Genomic DNA, 19,841 nt, shown 5'->3' on the forward strand with positions numbered 1-19,841 from the left:
CCTTACATTATTGAATTTACAAAATGGGCATTAGCCCATTTTTTTTTGGAGCAAACAAAAACATGTTAAATAAAAGAGCAGATAAACTAGAATTATTAAGAATTGCTGAAGCTGTTGCTTTAGAAAAATCTATCGACAAAGAACTAATCATTAGTTCAATGGAAACTGGTATAGCAAAAGCAGCCAAATCTAAATTTGGTCAAGAAAATGAAATTAAAGTTGCTATCAATAGAGATAATGGAGATATAGAAATTTTTAGAAAATTAGTTGTTGCTGAAAATCCTGAAAATTCTAATACAGAAATTAAACTTGAGGATGCTATTAATCTTAATGAAATAAACAAAGATAAAGCAATTGGAGACGAAGTATTACAACCATTACCATCATTTGATTTTGGTAGAATTGCAGCTCAAACTGCAAAACAAGTAATTAGTTTTAATGTTAGAGAGGCCGAAAGAGAAAGACAGTACAATGACTTTATTGATAAAAAAGATTCAATTTTAAGTGGTATTGTTAAACGATTAGAATTTGGAAATGTGATAGCTGATCTTGGGCGTACTGAAGCAATAATCCAAAAAAATGAAATGATACCAAGAGAAAATATTAAGGCTGGAGATAGAATTAAAGCTTATTGTTATGATGTCAGAAGAGAGCCGAGAGGACAACAAATTTTCTTATCAAGAGCACACCCAAAATTTATGGAGAAACTTTTTGTTCAAGAAGTACCAGAAATTTACGATGGGTTAATTGAAATTAAATCATCATCAAGAGATCCAGGTAGTAGAGCAAAAATTTGTGTAAAAGCTGTTGATACTTCTCTTGATCCAGTTGGAGCTTGTGTTGGAATGAGAGGCTCTAGAGTTCAAGCTGTTGTAAATGAATTGCAAGGAGAAAAAATTGATATTGTAAACTGGTCAGAGGATCCAGCAATTTTAGTTTCAAACGCTTTATCTCCAGCAGAAGTTCAAAGAGTAAATGTTGATTCAGAAAGAAAAAAATTAGATGTAATTTTAACAGAAGAAAATTTGAGTAAAGCGATTGGTCGAAGAGGTCAAAACGTAAGACTTGCAACAAAGTTATTAAATTATGAAATTAATATAATGACAGATGCAGAAGACTCAGAAAGAAGACAATCTGAATTTAAAGAAAAAACAGAAAACTTTGTAAAAAATTTAGAACTAGACGAAACATTGGGTCAACTACTTGTTGCTGAAGGTTTTTCATCAATAGATGATATTAAAGATACTACGGCAGAAAGCTTGATGAAAATAGAAGGTATTGAAGAAGATACTGCAAAAGCTCTTATAGAAAGAGCAAAAGAATTTCATCAAAAGGATCAAGAAGATATTTCAGAAAGAATAAAAGAATTAGGTCTTCAAGACCTGTTAATAAATTTAAAAGGACTAACACCTGGTATGTTAATGACTTTGGGTGAACAAAAAATTCTTACATTAGAGGATTTTGCTGACTTAGCATCTGATGAGCTAACAGGTGGATACGATATTGTAAAAGGTGAAAGAGTGAAAATCCAAGGTTACTTGGAAGACTTTGCTTTATCAAAAGAAGAAGCAGACGAATTGATTATGTCTGCGAGAAATATTGTCTACAAAGATTGAGTGATGAGCTATGGAAAAAAAAACAAAATTAACAATATCTGGCACAGCCAAAAAATCGTTCAAAAATATTGAGATAGCAAAAGCTCAAGGAAAAAATTCTGTAGTCATCGAAAAACAACCAAGTAAATTTCCAAATAGAGGTGGATCATCTAGAGCTGGAAGTTTCAAGCCAAAAACTACCTCAACATTTAATAGAGGTGCTTCAGCAAAACCATCATTTGCACCTAAATCACCCCCAATAACAAACGATTTTGAGCGAAGAAAACTTGCTGAGCAAAGAGCAACCAAAAGACTTAAAGGGGATGAAAATAAAGATAAGAAAACACTAAAGGCTGGAACCAAAAAAAGAGAATTAAAATTAACAGTCTCAAGAGCTCTAAGTGATGAAATTGAGGCAAGAGCGAGAAGTGAAGCTTCTGTTAAGAGAGCAAGGCAAAAAGAAAATAAAAATTTAACTAAAGAAGAGGTTCAAGAAAATTTAAAACCTGTTAAACGAGATGTAAATATTCCAGAAGCTATTACGGTAAGAGAACTTGCTAATAGAATGGCCGAACAATCAAGTAACGTTATTAAGTTTTTATTTGGAATGGGTGTTACAGTGACTATTAATCAAACATTAGCTGCTGATACTGCTGAGTACTTAGTAAAAGAATTTGGACACAACCCAGTAAGAGAAGAAAAGGCTGAAGAAATTATTCAAAAGATTAAAGCTACAAGAGTAGAAAATTTAAAAAATAGACCACCAATTATAACTGTTATGGGTCATGTTGATCATGGCAAGACTTCAGTGTTAGATGTTTTAAGAAGTGCGAATGTTGTGTCAGGAGAATTTGGTGGAATTACCCAACACATTGGAGCTTATCAAATTGAAAGCCAATCTAATAAACTAACTTTTATTGATACACCGGGTCACGCAGCTTTTACCGAAATGAGAGCAAGAGGATCAAAATTAACTGATGTGGTTGTTCTAGTTGTTGCGGCTGATGATGGTGTTAAACCACAAACAGTAGAGTCTATAAAACATGCAAAAGCTGCAAATGTTCCAATTGTTGTAGCAATTAATAAATGTGATTTACCTGATGCAGACCCACAAAAAATAAAAAACCAGTTATTAGAACATGAACTAATTGCAGAAGATTTATCTGGAGATACTTTAATGGTTGAAATTTCAGCAACTACTAAAAAGAATTTAGATAAACTAGTTGAAGCAATCGTCCTACAAGCTGAAATATTGGATTTAAAAACTGATTTTGAGTCAAAGGCTACAGGAATTGTATTGGAATCTAAAATTGATGTTGGGAGAGGGCCTGTTGCAACAATCATAGTAACCACAGGAACTTTAAAAAAAGGTGACTTTTTTGTAAGTGGTTTAAAATGGGGAAAAGTTAGAGCAATAATTGATGACAAAGGAAAAAATATTAATGAAGCACCTCCTTCAGCACCAGTTGAGATTTTAGGGATTAACGGTGCAGCTAAATCTGGAGATGATTTTATTGTTGTTGATAATGAAAAAGAAGCAAAAACTTTAAGTGAAAATAGAGCTCAAGAAAGTAAAGAAGCTAAAAATCCACTAACATTTGCTACTCAAGACTCAGCTTTTTCAGATAGTTCAGCAGAAGAATTAAATTTAATAATTAAATCAGATGTTCATGGATCATCAGAAGCAATTAAGAATGCAATTAGTCAAATTAAACATGACGAAGTTAAACCTAAAATAATTTTAGCAGATATTGGAATGGTAACTGAAACAGATGTTACATTAGCAAAAGCTTCAAATGCAGTTTTAATAGCGTTTAATGTTAAACCAAGTAAGGAAGCAAAAAAATTAGCAGAAAACGAAAAAATAAAGATTTCATCATATAATATTATTTATGAAGTCCTAGATTATATTAAACAAAAAATGTCAGGATTGTTATCACCCGATATTCAAGAGACAGTTACAGGTACAGCTCAAATTTTAGAAATATTTAAAGTTTCAGGAGCTGGAAAGGTGGCAGGATCAAAAGTGATGGAGGGTGAAATCACTACTGCTTCAGATGTTAGAATAATTAGAGATGGAGCAATCATTTATACAGGAAAAGTTGGAACTCTATTTAGAGAAAAAAACCAGGTAAAACAGGTCAGTAATGGTCAAGAATGTGGAATTACGGTAAAAGATTATATGGATTTCCAAAAAAACGATACAATAGAGGCGTTTAGTGTAACATCCACTGAGAGAATGATCTAATGAGTGATAGAATTGGAAAACCAATATCCCAAAGACAGCTAAGAGTTGGAGAAATGATCAGGCAGTCTTTAAGCATGATTTTTATAAAAAATGAGGCTAAAGTCCCCAATTTAGAAACTAACACTATAACGGTTACAGAGGTAAGAATGAGTCAGGACTTAAAAATAGCTAAAGCATATGTGCTTCCACTTGGAGGTAAAAATGCTGAAGAAGCAATAAATGTTTTAAAAAAATACTCATTTTTAATTAGAAAAATATTATCACAGAAAGTGGTTATGAAATTTTTACCAAAATTACTTTTTAGAAAAGACGAGTCTTTTGAGTATGCGGAAAAAATAGAAAATTTAATAAAACAAACAAATAAATAGGAAAAAAGAGGCATGAACAAAAAGGCACAAGAATTAGCAACGCATGATAAAGATACTGGATCTTCAGAGGTTCAGATTGCTTTGCTAACAGAGAAAATTGAAACTCTCTCTACACATATTAAGCAATTCAAAAAAGACAAACACTCATCTGTTGGATTGTTGAGAGCGGTAAATAGAAGAAAAAAATTGTTAGAATACCTAAAAAACACAAAAATGGATTCTTACAAAAATGTACTGTCGAAATTGGGTTTAAGAAAATAAAGATCAAGATAGATAGAACGGAATGGAACGAAACGAACGAAACGAAATGGAAATGAAATGTTTAAAGTATACAAGAAAGAAATAGAAGTAGCAGGAAAGAAGATAAGTTTAGAAACAGGTAAAGTAGCAAGACAAGCAGACGGAGCAATCATCGCTTCATGTGGTGAAACAGTTATTTTAGCAACAGTAGTAGGAGCAAAAAAAGTTAATCCCGATATGGATTATTTTCCTCTATCTGTAAATTATCAAGAAAAGTATTATGCAGGTGGAAAAATTCCAGGTGGATTTTTTAAGAGAGAAGCAAGACCAACTGAAAGTGAACAATTAATATCAAGGTTAATTGATAGACCTATCAGACCTTTGTTTCCTGGTGAATTTAAAAACGAAGTGCAGTTGTTACCAACAGTAATTTCATATGATAAAGAAAATCAACCAGACATCCTAGCAATCACTGCATCATCAGCAGCATTAGCAATCTCAGGAATGCCATTTATGGGCCCTGTAGGAGCGTCTAGAGTAGGTTATATTGATGGTAAGTACATTCTTAACCCATCAAAAGCTGAATTAGAAAACTCAAGTTTAGATTTAGTTGTAGCAGGTACTAAAGATGCAGTGCTTATGGTTGAATCTGAAACAAAAGGCTTATCTGAAGAAATAATGTTGGCTGCAGTTAAATTTGGTCATGAAGGCTTTGTCCCAGTAATTGAAATGATTGAGGAGCTAGCTAAAGAATGTAGAAAGCCAGAATGGACTGTTGAGAAAAAAGATTTATCTGAAGTTAAGCAAAAACTTGAGAGTGAATTTACTGAAGATTTAACTAAAGCTTTTGGGACAATAGATAAGCAAGATAGATCAAATCAAATTTCAGAGATATCTGAAAAAGCTAAACAGCTTTTTGCTGATAATGAAAATTACTCTGATTTTAATGTTAATGATGAGTTAAAAAATCTTGAAAAGAAAATTGTTAGAACTGATATTCTTAAAAACAAAAAAAGAATTGATGGCAGAGGTTTAGCTGATGTGAGATCTATTGAGTGTGAAGTTGGTGTTTTACCAAGAACTCATGGTTCAGCATTATTTACTAGAGGAGAAACACAAGCGATTGTTGTTACTACTTTAGGTACTTCTGATGATGAACAAAGAATAGAAAGTCTAGATGGACAATCCAGAGAAAGATTTATGCTTCATTACAACTTTCCTCCTTTTTCAGTTGGTGAAACAGGAAGAATTGGAACTGGAAGACGTGAAGTTGGTCATGGAAAGTTAGCATGGAGAGCAATCAATTCTTCACTGCCTTTAAAAGAAGCCTTTCCATACACTTTTAGAATAGTATCAGAGATTACAGAATCTAATGGTTCTTCTTCAATGGCTACTGTTTGTGGTGCATCTCTAGCATTAATGGATGCTGGTGTTCCAATTAAAGAGCCAGTTGCGGGTATTGCAATGGGTTTAATTAAAGAAGGTGATGATTTTAGTGTTCTATCAGACATTTTAGGTGATGAAGATCACTTAGGAGATATGGACTTTAAAGTTGCTGGAACTAAAGATGGAATAACTTCGCTTCAAATGGATATCAAAATTACCGGTATTACTTTTGAAATCATGGAGCAGGCTTTAAAGCAGGCTAAAGATGGAAGAATTCATATCTTAGGTGAAATGAATAAAGCCCTAAGTGAATCAAGAGCTGATGTTGGACAACACACTCCAAAAATGGAACAGATTACAGTTGATAAAAAAGATATCGCTGCTGTGATTGGAAAAGGTGGTGCAACGATCAGAGAGATTGTTGAAAAATCAGGTGCAAAAGTTGATGTAAATGATGAAGGTGTTGTTACAGTTGCTGCTCCAGATGAAGAATCTAGAAACATCGCTATGCAGTTTATTAAAGACATCACAGCAAAAGCTGAACTGAATAAAATTTATTCAGGTAAAGTTATGAAGATTATGGAATTCGGTGCATTTGTTAATTTCTTAGGAAAACAAGATGGACTAGTTCATATCTCAGAACTTGCAGATAAACGAGTGGCTAAAGTTACTGACGTTGTCAAAGAAGGTGACGAAGTTAAAGTTAAAGTAATTGGTTTTGATAGAGGTAAAGTTAAACTCTCTATGAAACAAGCTGCTGAATAACCAATAGCTTAAATTAAAATTCTTAACCCCTAGAATGAGAGTTCTGGGGGTTTTTTTTGTTAAAAGATTTTATAAAAATTAGTATAAATCTTATGTCTAAAATAGAAGTAATTTCTTTGTAAAAAGAAAAAAGTAATAATTATGTAATCTATTATATTTGTAGATGGATTTTGTTGCTTTTTATTTAAAAGAATTTTTTTAAAAATCTTAATTGTATTTTTTTCAGATAATTCTTTTTTAAGATTACTTGAATTATATTTCTTATTTTTATTGAAGTTAAGTATTTTTAAATTTAAATCTCCATATGAATAATAAGGAATTATATTTTTTTTACAGATTTCAAAATGAGCTCTTTGTCTACAAAAACCATAGGTAAATATGGGTTTATTTTTGATGGCAAATTCAGCACAAGATAAGCCAAAACTTTCTCCTAAAGATCTCGCATGTAACATTGCATTACAAGTATTTATAAATTTAACTTTTTGAGTTTGATTAAATGTGCCTTTGATAAATATAACTTTTTTATGATTAAAGAATTTTTTAATATTCATAAATAAAAAATAAATATTTTTATCTTGCCTAACTATTTTTTTAATAACATCTCTTACAAAATTTAAATCAAAACTAGTTTCTCCACCATGATAGCCAAACACTTTAGCATCTTTAGGGATCTTTAATTTAGTTCTTAAATTCTGATTATTTGTTAAAAGCTGAACTGGCAATGGGGCAAATGGAAATTTATTATTTGAGCAAGTTTTAGATAGCCACTTTGATATAAAAGCATAGTTAGATCCATGATATTGAAATATATTCTGAGGAAATACAGCGTGAATTATATTTTTAGAATTATTAATTATTTCATCTTTGACACCGTCTCTTTGGAAATAGATATAATCTAATTTTAAATTTTTATTTATTCTTTCTAGATCATTAAGATTTGATACTTTAATTATTTTAAATTTTCTTTTAAATTCCTTTATTGCTTCTGGCTTATTGTCCAGAGCAGTTGAGTTATAAAATATAATTGATTTATTTTTTAATATTGCTTGATTATTTTTAGCGTAAATAAAGATGGAATTAGCTATTCCTCTAAAGTTTAATTCTCTAAGGTAAAACCCAACTTTTAACATAATTCTAGATATCGTATTTTTAAGCTAATTCAAAAAAAGTTTAACTAAATTTAACTATATTTTAGCTGATATTCTTAGGATCTGGCATCCCAACTTTGTTATATCCAGCATCTACGTAGTGAATTTCACCAGTAACACCCTTTGCAAGGTCACTTAGTAGGTATAATGCTGAATTTCCAACATCATGAATATCTACGTTTCTTTTAAGGAAAGAATGATCTTCATTCCATTTATATAGGAATTTTGCATCACCAATAGCAGAAGCTGCTAGTGTTTTGATTGGCCCAGCACTTATTGCATTTACTCTCATGCCTTTAGCACCAAGGTCTCTTGCAAGATACTTAACACTTGCCTCAAGAGCTGATTTACAAACACCCATTACGTTATAGTTTGGAATAGCTTTAGTAGATTCGTAAGTCAAAGTTAACATGCTACCACCTTCTTTCATTACTTTAGATGCTTCTTTTGCAACTTCTGTAAATGAAAAACATGAAATTAACATGCTTCTTAAAAAGTTTTCTCTAGTAGTGTTTAAATATTCTCCTGATAACTCTGACTTGTCCGAAAATGCAATTGCATGAACCACAAAGTCAATTTCACCCCATTGAGATTTAACATCTTCAAATAATTTGGTTACATCCTCTTTTTTTTCAACGTCACAGCTAAATGTAGTATTTGAATTTAATTTTTCTGCTAAAGGAATTACTCTTTTTTTTAAAGCATCACCTAAATAAGTAAATGCAAGTTCAGCACCTGCTTCAGCAAGTTTTTGTGAAATTCCCCAAGCGATAGATCTCTCATTGGCAACACCCATGATTAATCCTTTTTTACCTTTCATCAAACTCATAATTTAAACCTTTTCAAAAATTAAAGCAGCGTTAGTTCCACCAAAACCAAAACTGTTAGACATAACTGTATTTAAAGTTACACCTGTTTCAGTTTTAGTTACAATTGGAAATTTTTTAGCTTCATCATCCATATCCACTATGTTTGCAGAACCAGTAATAAAACTATTTTTCATCATGATTAAACAATAGATCGCTTCATGAACAGAAGCAGCACCTAGTGGATGACCAGACAGTGATTTAGTTGAACTTATCTTTGGAACATTAGCTCCAAAAGTTTCTCCAACACCTCTTAGTTCAGTAATATCTCCTACCGGAGTAGAAGTTCCATGAGTGTTTATATAATCAATTTTATTTTTAGCTGTTGCAAGAGCCAGTTTCATACATCTCACTGCTCCTTCACCAGATGGGGCTACCATATCGTAGCCATCTGACGTTGCTCCATAACCTGTTAATTCCGCGTATATTTGAGCACCTCTAGCTTTAGCATGTTCATATTCTTCAAGCACTAACACTCCACCACCACCAGCAATTACAAAACCATCTCTAGTTTTATCATATGCACGCGAAGCTTTTTCTGGTGTATCGTTATATTTTGAGGACAATGCAGTCATCGCATCAAACATAGCAGTCATTGCCCAGTGTAGTTCTTCACTTCCACCTGCAAAAACAATATCTTGTTTGCCCATTTGAATTAACTCACTAGCATGACCAATACAGTGACCACTAGTTGCACATGCTGAGCTCATTGTATAGTTCACACCTTTTATTTTAAACGGCACGGCAAGTGTAGCTGATGCTGTGCTTGCCATTGTTCTTGGAACAACAAATGGTCCCATAAGTTTTGGAGTTTTGGCTCTTGTTTTGTCGACAGATAAAACTACATTTTCAATTGAAGGTCCACCAGAACCCATTACGATTCCAGTTTTAATATTACTCACATCTTTTTCTTCAAGGCCAGAGTCTGCAATAGCTTCTTTCATTGCAATATAGTTATAAGCTGAACCAGATCCCATAAATCTAATTGTTTTTCTATCAACGTGGTCAGAAAGGTTTATATTTGGTTTTCCATGTATATGACTTCTTAAATTGTGTTCTTTGTATTCTTCATTAAATGAAATTCCTGATTTAGAATTTAATAAAGATTGATGAACTTCTTCTTTATTATTACCTAAACAAGAAACAATTCCTAAACCTGTAACAACAACTCTTCTCATTATTTAAATAACCCTACTTTTAAACTTTCTGCTGAATATATTTTTTTGTCATCTGCAAGTACAGCCCCATTAGCAAGACCAACAGTTGTTCCTCCTGGTGACATAATTTTTTTCATATCAATTTCATACCTTACATTTTTAACATTCTGTAAAACTTCACCTGTAAATTTTACTGTACCAACGCCAAGAGCCCTACCTTTTCCAGGGTTGCCAAGCCACCCAAGATAAAAACCAACTAGTTGCCACATTGCATCAAGACCTAAACATCCTGGCATAACTGGATCTCCCTTAAAATGACAATCAAAAAACCATAGATCGTCTTTAATGTCTAGTTCAGCTTTTAAAGAACCTTTATTATAAGCTCCATTGTTATCGTTGATTTCGGTAATTCTATCAAACATAAGCATTGGGGGAAGTGGTAATTTAGCGTTTCCAGGGCCAAAAAGCTCTCCATTTCCACATGTTATGAGATCATCGTAAGAATAAGAATTTTTTTTCATAAAATTTGAAGACCCTTAATACTTGATTTAATGATAATATAATATAATAAAACAGTATAATTTTAGTTTTAGTTTAGAATTATTATAAAAAATTATGAAAAAAGACTGCAATTTTATCAACAAATTACGAGAAATTGGACTAAGACCAACAAAGCAAAGGGTAAAAATTTGTGAATTGTTATTTTTAAGGGATAAAACCTTCCATTTTACAATTAATGATCTTGTCAAAAAAATTTCAGATGAGATGAATGAAAAAATATCCCTTGCTACAGTCTATAATACGGTTCATGCTTTCCAAAAAAAAGGTCATTTAAAAGAAATAGCAATAAATTCAGATAAAACTTACTATGATACTAACACTTCAATTCACCATCATTTTTATGATGAGGATACTCACGAGCTAATCGATTGTGATGAGAATGATATTGATTCTATTAATTTGAAAAAAAATATTCCTGGAAAACAAATAAAGTCTGTAGAAGTTTTGATTAAAGTTGCGAGTGATAATCAAAATCAAAATTAATTCAATTAAATCAAATATTTTAGCAATACATTATAATTATTCTAAACTATTGACTTTCAATTTAGAATCATTATATGTTTACCATCATTAAATTAAGGAGAATAAAATGCCATTAAAAGGAACTAAGACAAAAGAAAATCTAGAAGCTGCATTTGCTGGTGAAAGCCAAGCAAACAGAAGATATCTTTATTTCGCTCAAAAAGCAGACATCGAAGGATACAATGATGTTGCATCAGTATTTAGATCAACAGCAGAAGGTGAAACAGGCCACGCGCATGGACACTTAGAATATTTAGAAGAAGTAGGTGATCCAGCTACTGGTTTACCAATTGGTGAAACTAAAGCCAATCTAGCTTCAGCAGTACAAGGTGAAACACATGAGTATACAGACATGTACCCAGGTATGGCAAAGACAGCTAGAGAAGAAGGTTTTGAGGAAATCGCAGATTGGTTTGAAACTTTAGCAAAAGCCGAAAAATCTCACGCTGGTAAATTCCAAAAAACTTTAGAGTCTATTAGTTAATAAGTTTTTTAGTGGGCATTAATTTGCCCACTAAATATCTAATAAAATTTCAAAAAAATTATGAGCAAAGAAGGTAGTTTAGATGCCCCTATAAGGCACCCAATAAATTTCGAGCATCCTGATTTTTTAAATCCTGAAAAATTAGATGCCGAAATGAGAAGAGCATTTGATATTTGCCATGGTTGCAGAAGATGTTTTAACTTATGTGACTCGTTTCCAAAGTTGTTTGATATGATTGATGAGTCAGAAAATGAGGATGTTGAAAGTTTAAAAAGTGAACAATTTGAACCTGTTGTGGATGCATGTACCTTGTGTGACATGTGTTTTATGACTAAATGTCCATACGTACCTCCTCATGATTTTGATTTAGATTTTCCTCACTTAATGTTGAGATACAGAACAGCTCAAAAAAAATTGGGAAAATTACCAGTTGTGCCATCACAATTAGCTCAAATAGACAGAAATTCAAAAATCGGTGTCATTTTTTCAAAATTAGTTAACTGGGTATCTAGTATTAATAATAAACTTTTTAGAAAAATTTTAGAAATTGTTGCAGGGATTGATAAAAGAGTCCAATTACCAAAATATAATTCAGAAACATTTTCAAACTTCTTTAAAAGAAATAAAGACAAAATAAATTTTGAAACTCCAAACAAGGATAGAAAAGTTGTAATTTATACAACTTGTTTTGTTAATTTTAATAAAAAAAATACAGGGGTTGCAGCTTTAAAAGTTTTAAAAAAGAATAGAGTTGAGGTTCAAGAGGCTTACCCTGGATGTTGTGGGATGCCTTTCTTAGAGCAAGCAGATCTTCCTAAAGTGGTTGAACAAGCAAAAAAAATATCTAAAGATTTATTAGAGTGGGTTGATAAAGGTTATAAAGTAATAACTTTAACAGCAAGCTGTGGGCTTATGTTAAAATTTGAATGGCCTCTTCTTTTACCAAATAATGAGAATGTAACTAGGCTATCCAAAAATGTTATGGATATTGACGAATATATCGTTGATATTTCAAACAAAGAAGGCTTAGTTGAAGGGTTGGAAGAAATTGATGGAGGTGTAACAGTCCACCATGCTTGCCATTCAAGGGCACAGAACATGGGAGTTAAAGCAAGAGACATGCTAAAATTAATACCTAATATTAAAATAGATGTTATTGAAAGGTGTGCAGGACATGGAGGTACCTTTGGAGTTATGAAAGGCACACATGATTTAGCAAATAAAGTGGGTAGACCTGTCGCAAGACAAATTAAAACAAAAAATAATAAATATATGGCATCAGATTGCCCTCTAGCTGGAAAGCATTTAAAGCAGTTAGAAATTGATACAAATATTTCAAATGATGAGGCACTACACCCTATCGAGTTAATGGCAAAAAGTTATAAATTATAATTATGCCTAGAGAAAAAAGAGAAATTCATAAACAAGACATCATGCCATTAGATGTTTACATTAAAAATCGTAAAGAGCTTAGAAAAAATATTGTTAGTTTTAAGAAAAATAGAAGAATTGCCTTAGGTCCTTACGCAACTTTTTACTTTGAAAATTATGAAACAATGCTAGCCCAGGTACAAGAGATGCTCTACATAGAAAAAGGAGGAGATGAGCAGCTTAAAGATGAGCTAAAAGCATACAATCCTTTAATACCTAACGGAAAAGAACTTACTGCTACTTTGATGTTTGAAATAGATAATCCAATTTCGAGATCAGCGTTCCTAAGCAAAGTTGGTGGAATTGAGGAAAAAGTGTTTATTAAAATTGGTAGTGAAATTACTAAAGCAGTTCCAGAGAAAGATGTTGATAGAACTTCTGCTGATGGTAAAGCGTCATCAGTTCAATTTATACATTTTGTACTCACAGATGAGCAAATTCAAAAATTTAAATCAAAAAATATAGATATTGAACTTGGTATAGATCATAAAGATTATTCACACACAACTAAACTTAGTTTAGAGAATATAAATTCTTTGTCAGCAGATTTTAATTAATTAGACCCCAAGTATTATTAGTTTTAATCCATCCATCAAAGTTATCAGATTTAACTTTGCACCAATCATCCTCACATTTTTGTAACATTAACAGCCTTCCTTTTTTTATCTGAGCAATTGGTTTTGCAAAAGAATTAGGTTTTTTAAACAAAATTTTATCATTTATTGCGATAACTGAATTAATTTTTTTCAATTGCGAAACGTGTATCCAGCCACCATTATTTTTTAAATCAATTATACGTCTAAAGTTTTCTTTTTTGTCTATTAGTTTTACTGGCAAATTGATTTTATTGTAAACAAATTTTATATCTGAGTCAAAACTAGGACCATATCGAACATTAACTTTATTTTTTTTTAAAGATAAAAAAGTTTCTGCCACTCCGTTTGATGTAGATAAAAAAATTAAGAAAATTAATATATAAGTATTTTTTTTCATTTATTACATATACATTTATTTCTTCTAGTCAGTTTTACTTTTCTGAAATTTAAATTTAATAAATCTACGATTAGTATAGAGCCATTTAAATTTTGACCTATATTTAATATTTCTTTTAAAATTTCATTTGCTTGTATAGAGCCAATAGTACTTGCTACTGTCCCTAAAATTCCTTCATATTCACAATTTAATATGTCATCAGAGATAGTTTCTTCTTGATAAAAACATCTTAAACAAGGCTCTTTTTTATTTTTAAAATTAAAGGTAAAGACATGACCATCAAATTTACTAATAGCACCGGTTACAAGAAATTTTTTATGTTTTAGACTTAAATCGTTAATCAGAAATTTAGTTTTAAAATTATCTGTGCCATCAACTATGTAATCATAATTTTTAATAATTTTTTTAGAATTTTTTTTATCTAATCTTAAATTGAAGATATTAACTTTAGTTTTTGGATTAATATCTTTTAATTTTTTTTTAGCCACTTTAACTTTTGATCTATTCAAATCTTTTTCATTAAATAAACTTTGTCTGTGGATATTTGAAAGGTTAACTAGGTCATTATCTATAATTCCCAGTGTTCCAATTCCAGATCTAGTTAGAAATTCTGCTACTGGGCATCCTAGCCCCCCCATGCCGACTATAAGAACTTTAGAATTAACGATTTTTTTTTGCCCTAAAATTCCAATATTTTTTAAAATTATTTGTCTTGAAAATCTTTCAAGTTGATTTTTGCTTATTTTTGAGCTCATTTGCCTGTTGAGCCAAACCCATCCTCTCCCCTGACAGTTTCTGGCAGACTATCTGTTTCTTCTAAATTCATTTTAATAATGGGAGTTAAAATCATTTGTGCAATTCTATCATTATTATTTATCAAAAAATCACCACTCCCGTGATTAAAAAGTATTACTTTAATTTCTCCTCTGTAATCACTATCGATTGTTCCAGGAGTATTTAATACACTAATGTTATTTTTTGCAGCTAGACCAGATCTTGGTCTGATCTGAATTTCAAAATTACTTGGAAATGCAACAGAAATACCCGTTGGAACTAAACAAGATGTTTGAGGGTTAAGATTTATTGGCTTTTTTATAAATGCCATTAAATCCATCCCTGAAGCACCAGTAGTTTTGTAAGCAGGTAAATTTACTTCAGGATCTAATTTTTTTATAAGAACTTTTGTCATTAATTTAATTGATCAATAATTTTATCAACTATTTCGTCTGATATTTCAGATTTTTTTTTATACAAAAGTTTTTCTTTCTTTTTATTTTTATAATGAATTGTCACTTCATTAAAATCAGAATTAAAACCAATTTTTTTGTTAGAAACATCATTGGATACAATCCAATCACAATTTTTATTATTTAATTTTTCTTCAGCATTATTTTCAACATTATTAGTTTCAGCTGCAAATCCAATTACAAGATCAGGCCTCATTGAATTATGATTAGAAACATAGTTTAAGATGTCTACATTTTTTTCTAAATTTAAACTAAGTGTATCTTGTTTCTTAATTTTATTTTTGTATTTTTTATTAACTTTAAAATCAGCAACAGCTGCTGAAAACACCGCAACATTAGTGGGTAAGTTTTTTTGAGTTGCAACAAGCATTTCATCTGCCGTTTCAACTTTGATAAGTTTGATGTTTTTATCAACACCTAAATTAGTTGGACCAGAAATTAAGGTTGTATCAAAACCTTTTTTAGATAGAGACTTAGCCAATTCGTATCCTTGTTTTCCACTTGATTTATTTGTAATAAATCTAACAGGGTCAATATATTCATTTGTAGGTCCTGCTGTTACAAGCGCTTTAAATCGTTTATTTTTATTAAGATTTAAAAAATAATTATTTATCTCAGTTGAAATTATTTCAGGATCTGACATTTTACCTTGCCCATACTCACCACATGCCATATCACCGATTTCTGGACCAATTATTTTATAACCAAAATCTTTTAATTTTTCTAAGTTTTGTTTTGTAGATTTGTGTTCCCACATCCTAACATTCATAGCTGGAGCCAAATATATATTCTTATTTGATGCAAGCACTACGGTTGAAGCCAAGTCATCCGTTGTTCCTTGTGCAAATTTTGATATAGAGTTAGCTGTTGCTGGTGCAACTAAGATTATGTCTGCCCATCTTGATAGAGCTATATGATCCATTTCTGTTTCATTTTCAACACTAAACAAATCACTGTAAACTTTACCTTGTGAAAGAGAAGCAACAGAAAGAGGAGTTACGAACTCTTTGGCACTAGCAGTTAAAATGGTTTTGATTTCTGCTCCATTTTTTTTAAAAAGTCTAATTATTTCAAGACTTTTATATGCAGATATTCCTCCACATATAATAAATAAGATTTTTTTATTTAACAGATTTTTCATTTTAAGAATTAAAATACCAATAGTCCAAAAATTACAAGAACTAATAATCCAATAATAGATTGATTTCTAAAAGCTAGCATTTCTGATTTTTTATTATTTAAGGCAGTATAAGAATTTGAATTTTGAGGTATCTGTCCACTGGCTAAAAACGTTAAAGCCTGATTGGCTTTATCCATAATTTCAGGAAATTCAGGTAATCGTTTAATTACCTCAGAAGTATTTTGCAAAGTGTCTGTGATTGTATTGATGGGATCTTTTGTTTCTTTTAGCCAATTTTCAAGTACTGGTTTTGAAGTTGTCCATATATTTGTATTAGGGTTTAATTTTCTGGCTACACCCTCGACAACAACCATAGTTTTTTGTAGCATTAAAAGTTGAGGCTGGGTTTGCATATTAAATTTCTCAGTGACGTCAAATAATTGTTTTAATAATTTTCCACCAGATATGTCTTTAACTGTCTGTCCAAATATAGGTTCCCCTATTGATCGAAGTGCTTGGGCCAAGTCATCAATTGGAACATTGTTTGGAACTAGTCCTGCAACTAGATGAACTTCAGCTACTTTTCTGTAATCTCTTTGAATAAAACCAAATAAAATTTCAGCTAGAAATCTTTTGCTAAGTTTATCTAGTCTACCCATTATACCAAAATCTATTGGAGCAATTTGGCCACTATTATCTATAAAAATATTTCCTTGATGCATATCTGCATGAAAAAAACCATCTCTAACTGCGTGTCTTAAAAAATGTTGAATAATATCTTCTGCAATTTTATCAGTATTTAAATCTCTTTTTTTTAATTCTTCTGTCTCTCTTATAGAAACACCATCAATCCAGTCTAATGTCATTACATTTTCACTTGTAAAATTCCAATAAATTTGAGGAACTTGAAAACCTGCATCATTTTTAGTATTTTCTGCATATTCATTAGCTGCAGCTGCTTCAAATCTTAAATCCATTTCTAGATTAGTTATCTCTTTTAATAAAAAAACAACTTCAACTAGTTTTAATCTTTTTGTTTTTTTTACAAAAGACTCTACAATAAAAGCAAACAGCATCATTGCGTCAATTTCTTCATTAAATATTTTCTTAATATTTGGTCTCAGAATTTTTATTGCAACATCTTTGATAGTTCCACTGTCATTTATTTGGGCTTTATGTACTTGAGCTATTGAAGCAGCTGCAACAGGTTCGCTTAAGTTAATTATTGAATTATATGTCTCTTCACCAAGGTCTTCTTTAATAATTTCTTTTGCTTGATTTATAGAAAAAGGTGGAAGTCGATCTTGTAAATTTTCAAGTTTAATAGATAGCTCTTCCCCAATAATGTCAGGTCTTGTTGCCAAAAATTGACCAAGTTTTATAAAAGTTGTGCCCATTGACTCTAAAGAATTGGATAGTCTTTCCCCTTCATCTTTATTTAAGTCTTTTTGTTCATTTTTAGAAAATGAAAATGACAAAAGCTGAAATAATATTGTTATTGCAAGAGGAGGTTTTTTAAATTTTGAAGCAATATTTAAAATATCTGACTTTGCAATTTTTCTTCCTATTCTAAACAAGGTTATGAGTTTTTTTATCATTAAAATTTCCATCCGCTGTGAATTGAAATAATACCGCCAGAGAAATTTCTATAAGAACATTTTTTAAAATTATTATTTTTCATCAATTCAATTAATTCTTCTTGATTAATAAACTGTTCAATACTTTTAATTAGATATTCGTATGGTTCTTTTTCACCAACAACAAACTGTCCGATAATAGGAATTAATTTTGAATAATTTCTATAAATAAAATCTAAGTTTGAATTTTGGATTTTGGAAAATTCTAAACATAAATAACGTCCACCAGGTTTTAAAACTCTGTAAGCTTCAGAAATAGCTTTATCTAAATTCTTGGTATTTCTTAAACCAAAACTAATAGTGTAAAAATCAAATGTATTATCTGGCAAAGGTATTTTTTCAGCAGAAGAAATTATCCACTCAATATTATCGTAATTAGAAAGTTTTTTTTTCCCTTGATTAATCATTCCTTCATTTGGATCAATACAAGTGATTTTTTCATTTTTACTTGTATTATCTAAATATAATTTGCCTATGTCACCTGTACCGCATGCTACATCAATCAATTTTTTATTTAAGGATGGTTTCATCATGTTTATTAGACTTTTTTTCCAAAACCTATGAACACCAAGAGACATAAAGTCATTCATTAAGTCATATTTATTATAGACTTGGTCAAATACACTTTGTACTAATCCCTTTTTATTTTGAAGATATTGTTGCATAAAAAAATATATATTCAATATAGTGTGAAATGCCAGAATTACCAGAAGTAGAAATTGTCAGACAATCTCTTGATAAAAAGATCAAACAAAAAAAGGTTAAAAAAGTAATAGTTCGAAATAGAAATTTAAGATTCAAATTACCATATGATTTTAGTCTTTGTTTACAAAACAAGAAAATAATTAAAGTAGGAAGATTCTCAAAATATCTTATTATTTTCGTTTCTGATGGCAGTTATTGTTTAATTCATTTAGGAATGTCGGGAACAATACATATTGTAGGTAAAAAAAAAATTAATAAATTTACTAATACAAGCTTTTATAATTCGCCCTACCTTCCAAAAAAACATAATCATATAGAAATAATTTTTGATGATTTTAAAGTTGTCTATAATGATCCTAGAAGATTTGGATTTTTTCAAATTATAAAAAATAACTTTGAATTAAATAAAAGATTTAATCATCTTGGTCCAGAACCTTTTAGTAAAACATTTAACCTTACTTATGTTTTAAATTTTTTTAAAGGTAGGAACAAAGATATAAAAAGTTTTTTACTTGATCAGAAATTTATATCGGGAATAGGAAATATATATGCAAGTGAAATTTTATTTTTTAGTAAAATAAATCCATTTAAAAAAGCAAGCTTACTAAACAAAAAAGAATGTAAAAAAATTATATCAAATTCTAAAAAAATTCTTTTAAAAGCTATTAGCAAAGGTGGGTCTAGCATTAGAAATTTTCAAGATATATCCGGGTCTAAAGGTGGATTTCAAAATGAGTTTAAAGTTTATCAGCAAGAAGGTAAGAGATGTAAAAATTTGGGATGTTCTAATCTTATAAAAAAAAAGATAATCTCCAATAGATCAACTTTTTTTTGTGATTCTTGTCAAAAATAAATAATTATTTTATTGACCACTTTAAATTCTCAAGCTATACCCCTGCGGATATGGCAAACACAAAATCAGCAATTAAGAGAATTAGAAGAATTTCTAAGCAAACAGCAGTAAACAAGGCAAGAAAGAGTAAATTTAGAAATGCTTTAAAGAAAATGAACCTTTTAATCGAAGATAAGAAAAAAGATGAAGCCCTTAAATTCTTACCAAAATTAAATTCAGAGTTGATGAAAATTGCTAAAACAGGAATTATTAAGAAACAAAATGCTTCAAGAAACGTTTCTAGAATAACTAAAAAAATTTCTACAATCTAAAGATAAGTTACAGATTTTTTCAAATAAACAACCACTAGTATCCACTGTATATATCATTAAGTTTTGTCAAATCACTATATTTAGATTTAGTAAATACTTAATGCACATTGATTCAATCTGTGTTTGATTCAATCTGTGTTTGATTCAATTGTTAATTTTATTTTTCTAAATAAAAAAAATTAATTTCCTAATTTTTTTACATAA

General features: G+C 30.4%; 21 protein-coding genes. 11 read left to right on the top strand and 10 right to left on the bottom strand.

Going from position 1 to position 19,841, the window contains the following annotated elements; translation table 11 throughout:
* Positions 1 to 62: 62 nt before the first annotated feature.
* Genes nusA through pnp form a run of 5 tightly spaced genes read left to right on the top strand, consistent with a single transcriptional unit; the run spans position 63 to position 6,602 of the window.
* A complete protein-coding gene (gene nusA, locus ACIJYE_RS07180) occupies positions 63 to 1,616 on the top strand; it encodes a transcription termination factor NusA (RefSeq protein WP_435090285.1) in 1,554 nt (517 codons plus the stop codon).
* Between the two features lie 10 nt (positions 1,617 to 1,626).
* Positions 1,627 to 3,843, top strand: a complete 2,217-nt coding sequence (infB, locus tag ACIJYE_RS07185) for a translation initiation factor IF-2 (protein ID WP_435090287.1) — start codon at positions 1,627 to 1,629, stop codon at positions 3,841 to 3,843.
* Positions 3,843 to 4,211, top strand: coding sequence for a 30S ribosome-binding factor RbfA (gene rbfA, locus ACIJYE_RS07190; protein WP_435088435.1), 369 nt, complete (start codon positions 3,843 to 3,845; stop codon positions 4,209 to 4,211). The genes infB and rbfA overlap by 1 nt, the downstream gene beginning before the upstream one ends.
* A gap of 12 nt (positions 4,212 to 4,223) precedes the next feature.
* A complete protein-coding gene (gene rpsO / locus ACIJYE_RS07195) occupies positions 4,224 to 4,472 on the top strand; it encodes a 30S ribosomal protein S15 (RefSeq protein ID WP_435088436.1) in 249 nt (82 codons plus the stop codon).
* A 57-nt stretch (positions 4,473 to 4,529) separates the two neighbouring features.
* Positions 4,530 to 6,602, top strand: coding sequence for a polyribonucleotide nucleotidyltransferase (pnp, locus tag ACIJYE_RS07200; protein WP_435090288.1), 2,073 nt, complete (start codon positions 4,530 to 4,532; stop codon positions 6,600 to 6,602).
* 59 nt (positions 6,603 to 6,661) lie between these two features.
* Here the strand turns inward: pnp and ACIJYE_RS07205 are convergent, their stop codons facing one another.
* The 4 genes from ACIJYE_RS07205 to fabA form a co-directional block, all read right to left on the bottom strand.
* Positions 6,662 to 7,732 (bottom strand): hypothetical protein, encoded by a 1,071-nt coding sequence (locus ACIJYE_RS07205; RefSeq protein ID WP_435090289.1) that lies wholly within the window; start codon positions 7,730 to 7,732, stop codon positions 6,662 to 6,664.
* Positions 7,733 to 7,793: 61 nt separating this feature from the next.
* Positions 7,794 to 8,579, bottom strand: a complete 786-nt coding sequence (locus ACIJYE_RS07210) for an enoyl-ACP reductase FabI (protein WP_435090291.1) — start codon at positions 8,577 to 8,579, stop codon at positions 7,794 to 7,796.
* A 3-nt stretch (positions 8,580 to 8,582) separates the two neighbouring features.
* Entirely contained in the window at positions 8,583 to 9,794 is a 1,212-nt protein-coding gene (fabB, locus tag ACIJYE_RS07215; protein ID WP_435090292.1) for a beta-ketoacyl-ACP synthase I, read from the bottom strand.
* On the bottom strand, positions 9,794 to 10,294 hold the full coding sequence (fabA, locus tag ACIJYE_RS07220) for a bifunctional 3-hydroxydecanoyl-ACP dehydratase/trans-2-decenoyl-ACP isomerase (protein WP_435090293.1): 501 nt from the start codon (positions 10,292 to 10,294) through the stop codon (positions 9,794 to 9,796). Before fabA ends, fabB begins: the two co-directional genes overlap by 1 nt.
* A gap of 94 nt (positions 10,295 to 10,388) precedes the next feature.
* Here fabA and ACIJYE_RS07225 point away from each other — a divergent pair, with 94 nt between their 5' ends.
* The 4 genes from ACIJYE_RS07225 (at position 10,389) to ACIJYE_RS07240 (ending at position 13,328) form a co-directional block, all read left to right on the top strand.
* Positions 10,389 to 10,817, top strand: a complete 429-nt coding sequence (locus tag ACIJYE_RS07225; protein ID WP_435090295.1) for a Fur family transcriptional regulator — start codon at positions 10,389 to 10,391, stop codon at positions 10,815 to 10,817.
* A 106-nt stretch (positions 10,818 to 10,923) separates the two neighbouring features.
* A complete protein-coding gene (locus ACIJYE_RS07230; protein ID WP_435090296.1) occupies positions 10,924 to 11,340 on the top strand; it encodes a rubrerythrin family protein in 417 nt (138 codons plus the stop codon).
* 60 nt (positions 11,341 to 11,400) lie between these two features.
* Positions 11,401 to 12,732 carry a (Fe-S)-binding protein gene (locus ACIJYE_RS07235; protein ID WP_435090297.1) on the top strand — a complete coding sequence of 444 codons (1,332 nt, stop codon included), beginning with the start codon at positions 11,401 to 11,403 and terminating at the stop codon, positions 12,730 to 12,732.
* A gap of 2 nt (positions 12,733 to 12,734) precedes the next feature.
* Positions 12,735 to 13,328, top strand: coding sequence for a DUF3501 family protein (locus ACIJYE_RS07240; RefSeq protein ID WP_435090298.1), 594 nt, complete (start codon positions 12,735 to 12,737; stop codon positions 13,326 to 13,328).
* On the opposite strand, the gene ACIJYE_RS07245 is transcribed toward ACIJYE_RS07240, so the two are convergent.
* Genes ACIJYE_RS07245 through ubiE form a run of 6 tightly spaced genes read right to left on the bottom strand, consistent with a single transcriptional unit; the run spans position 13,321 to position 18,433 of the window.
* Entirely contained in the window at positions 13,321 to 13,764 is a 444-nt protein-coding gene (locus ACIJYE_RS07245) for an SH3 domain-containing protein (RefSeq protein ID WP_435090299.1), read from the bottom strand. The two genes, ACIJYE_RS07240 and ACIJYE_RS07245, sit on opposite strands and share 8 nt — an antisense overlap.
* Positions 13,761 to 14,519: a HesA/MoeB/ThiF family protein gene (locus tag ACIJYE_RS07250; RefSeq protein ID WP_435090301.1), complete on the bottom strand. Its 759-nt coding sequence runs from the start codon at positions 14,517 to 14,519 to the stop codon at positions 13,761 to 13,763. The genes ACIJYE_RS07245 and ACIJYE_RS07250 overlap by 4 nt, the downstream gene beginning before the upstream one ends.
* Positions 14,516 to 14,953, bottom strand: a complete 438-nt coding sequence (gene dut / locus ACIJYE_RS07255; RefSeq protein ID WP_435090302.1) for a dUTP diphosphatase — start codon at positions 14,951 to 14,953, stop codon at positions 14,516 to 14,518. Before dut ends, ACIJYE_RS07250 begins: the two co-directional genes overlap by 4 nt.
* The gene (gene coaBC / locus ACIJYE_RS07260; protein ID WP_435090303.1) at positions 14,953 to 16,152 is read right to left on the bottom strand and encodes a bifunctional phosphopantothenoylcysteine decarboxylase/phosphopantothenate--cysteine ligase CoaBC; all 1,200 of its coding nucleotides are present in this window, start codon (positions 16,150 to 16,152) and stop codon (positions 14,953 to 14,955) included. The genes dut and coaBC overlap by 1 nt, the downstream gene beginning before the upstream one ends.
* Before the next feature lie 8 nt (positions 16,153 to 16,160).
* Positions 16,161 to 17,729 carry a 2-polyprenylphenol 6-hydroxylase gene (gene ubiB, locus ACIJYE_RS07265; protein ID WP_435090304.1) on the bottom strand — a complete coding sequence of 523 codons (1,569 nt, stop codon included), beginning with the start codon at positions 17,727 to 17,729 and terminating at the stop codon, positions 16,161 to 16,163.
* Entirely contained in the window at positions 17,729 to 18,433 is a 705-nt protein-coding gene (gene ubiE / locus ACIJYE_RS07270) for a bifunctional demethylmenaquinone methyltransferase/2-methoxy-6-polyprenyl-1,4-benzoquinol methylase UbiE (protein ID WP_435090305.1), read from the bottom strand. The genes ubiB and ubiE overlap by 1 nt, the downstream gene beginning before the upstream one ends.
* A 29-nt stretch (positions 18,434 to 18,462) precedes the next feature.
* Here ubiE and mutM point away from each other — a divergent pair, with 29 nt between their 5' ends.
* Together mutM and rpsT are read left to right on the top strand one after the other, a co-directional pair.
* Positions 18,463 to 19,326 carry a bifunctional DNA-formamidopyrimidine glycosylase/DNA-(apurinic or apyrimidinic site) lyase gene (mutM, locus tag ACIJYE_RS07275; RefSeq protein WP_435090306.1) on the top strand — a complete coding sequence of 288 codons (864 nt, stop codon included), beginning with the start codon at positions 18,463 to 18,465 and terminating at the stop codon, positions 19,324 to 19,326.
* 50 nt (positions 19,327 to 19,376) lie between these two features.
* Positions 19,377 to 19,637, top strand: coding sequence for a 30S ribosomal protein S20 (gene rpsT, locus ACIJYE_RS07280; RefSeq protein ID WP_435090308.1), 261 nt, complete (start codon positions 19,377 to 19,379; stop codon positions 19,635 to 19,637).
* Positions 19,638 to 19,841 lie beyond the last annotated feature (204 nt).

The sequence above is a fragment of the Candidatus Pelagibacter bacterium nBUS_30 genome, from assembly GCF_051201245.1.
GTDB lineage: Bacteria > Pseudomonadota > Alphaproteobacteria > Pelagibacterales > Pelagibacteraceae > Pelagibacter.